The sequence below is a fragment of the Streptomyces sp. NPDC017991 genome (assembly GCF_044328075.1).
Lineage (GTDB): Bacteria > Actinomycetota > Actinomycetes > Streptomycetales > Streptomycetaceae > Streptomyces.
Genome location: NZ_JBIRGP010000049.1, coordinates 1 through 2,250 on the forward strand (window position 1 = coordinate 1; position 2,250 = coordinate 2,250).

A 2,250-nucleotide genomic window follows, 5' to 3' on the forward strand; every position below is an offset into this window, starting at 1 on the left:
CCAAGACACCCTGAGGTGCTGAACCGGCATCTGCACCAGCTGCCAGCAACCCCTCCCCACCACAACCCACCCAACAACAAGATCAAGAAAAACCTAACGGAGTCCTCATAGGGACGCTACGTGTGGACGCGGCCCCCGTTTCGCCGGATGTCCATAGTTTCCACTTGATGCATATCTGTCCCCGATCGCGGCCCGGCGGCGAATGCCTCCCCGGAACCGGATCCATCCTCCCCGTGGATCCGGTAGGGCAATGCTGATCACGACATCACACAGGCCCTACTGGGCGACGGTGAAGCGGTGGCGGCCTGCTCCCAGGCCGGAGACGGTGACCCGGTCGCCGTCCTTCGTCACCTGAGAGGTCCGTGCACGGCGGCCGTCCCAGACGACGTGCCCTTCCTGGCGTACCACCGCGCGCGCGTCGCTGACCGGCAGGGAGGCCGCGCCGCGGGTGCCACGGTGCCGTCGCGGAGCATCGCGAACAGGACGTTGATCCGCTGGCGGGCGAGGCGGAGGAGGGCCTGTGTGTGGTTCTTTCCTCGGACTCGGCATCGGTCGTAGTAGGTGCGGGAGGCGGGATCGTGCAGGGCGGCGAACGCGGACAGGAACATCGCGCGTTTGAGCTGCGGGTTGCCGCCGCGTGGAGCGTGTTCCCCGTGGATCGATGTCCCGGACGACTTCGTGGCCGGGGCGAGGCCGGCGTAAGAGGCGAGATGGGCGGCGGGGGGAAAGCCGGTACCGTCGCCGGCGGTGACCAGCAGAACGGCGGCGGTCCTGAAGCCGCCACCGGGCAGCGACGTCAGGACCTTCGAAAGAGGGCGTGCCTTCAGCAGGGTGCTGATCTGGGCTTCTGTGACTTGGCGTTGATCGTGGACGGCCATGCGGGCGGGCCAGGGAGGGGATCACGATGTCTAGGCTGCTGGTGCCCGGAACGGCGACGGTCTGCTCGTCGAGTGCGTCGAAGACATCGTCGATCAGCCGCTGGGCCATGCGCGGGGCCTTGGGCCGGATCAGTTCGACGAGTCTGCGGCGGCCGGCCTTGCGCAGAGCGGACGGGGAACCGTAACGCTCCAGCAGCCAGGTCACGGCCTTATGGTCCAGGCGCGGGCCCAGGACAGGCTCTAGCGAGGGGTGGACCGGGTGAGCAGGCCGCGATCCGGTTGCTGGTGCGGGTGGCCTCGGCTGCGAGGTCCTGGTCGAAGCCGACCAGGACGGTCAGCTCGGCGGTGATCTCGTCGGTCAGTTCCAGCGAGCGCAGGGTGTGCAGCATCGTGCGGGCGGCATCGGCGATGACCGCCGCGTCCTTCGCGTCGGTTTCAGCCTCGCCCGGGTAGAGGCCGACGATCCTCCGCATGGACAGGCCCGGCAGGTAGGCGACCTGGCAGCCCGCGTCCCGGGCCACGTCAGCGGGAGGGCACCGATCGCGGCGGGCTGGTCCACGATCACCAGCACGGTGCCGAACTTCACGGTCAGCTTGTCGAAGTCGGCCCGCCGGGGTCAGCCCGTGACCGTGATGGGCGCTCTTGCCGACGTCCAGGCCCAGGAACACGCCCACGTCACCGGTGTCGAACACGGTGTTCTCCAGTCCTTCGGTACGGATCCGGCCTCGGCGTCGGTGTCGTACTCGCGCATCTACGTTATGCAGACCTGCCGCCCGCGGGCTGTCCGGCATTGCGCCGGACCGGACGGTGGCCGAACCTCTGATCAGCGTCTCCGACGGCACCTCCCGGGCCCGGTGGCACCACTCCCCCGGGTCATCCGTTCGACAGAGGGCGGAAGTCATGCCGGGCCCGGAGGCCAGCGGCCCTCTTGCAGGGCCGCGAAGAACATAACGGGGCTCGCTCACCTCGGCCTCTGTCCTACCAGCTTGGGTGTGAGCCGCTGGTAACGGCGGTCGGAACCGGGATCGGGCGCCTGTACCAGGCGCGGCGCCAGGACTCCCGATGAGTTTCCGCCGGTCGCGGAGTCTGACAGTCGAGGAAGGGAGCGCAAGCACAATTCCCGTACGGCTGGGGCCTGACCACGCTAGTCACGGTCCCCTCGGGCGGTGAGGCGACGCTGGAGGCGCTCACCCCGGCTCGCCGCGGCCGGGCCGGGGGTGCGTGGCCTGGTCACCAAATGGCGGAACTCCGGGTGGTGGTGGGTCAAGCGGTCGGGGTCAGTCGGTGGGGTTGGGGCCGAGGGCGATGTCGAGGAGGGCGCCGAGCTGGTCGAGCTGGTCGGGGGTGAGTGCGCTGAACGAGGCCGTGGTGA

1 pseudogene is annotated in these 2,250 nt (G+C 69.1%); it reads right to left on the reverse strand.

Annotated features, from left to right (window positions below):
* Positions 1 to 455: 455 nt before the first annotated feature.
* A pseudogene (locus tag ACH4DZ_RS44990) lies at positions 456 to 1,570 on the reverse strand (IS110 family transposase); the annotation flags it as partial.
* Between the last annotated feature and the right edge of the window lie 680 nt (positions 1,571 to 2,250).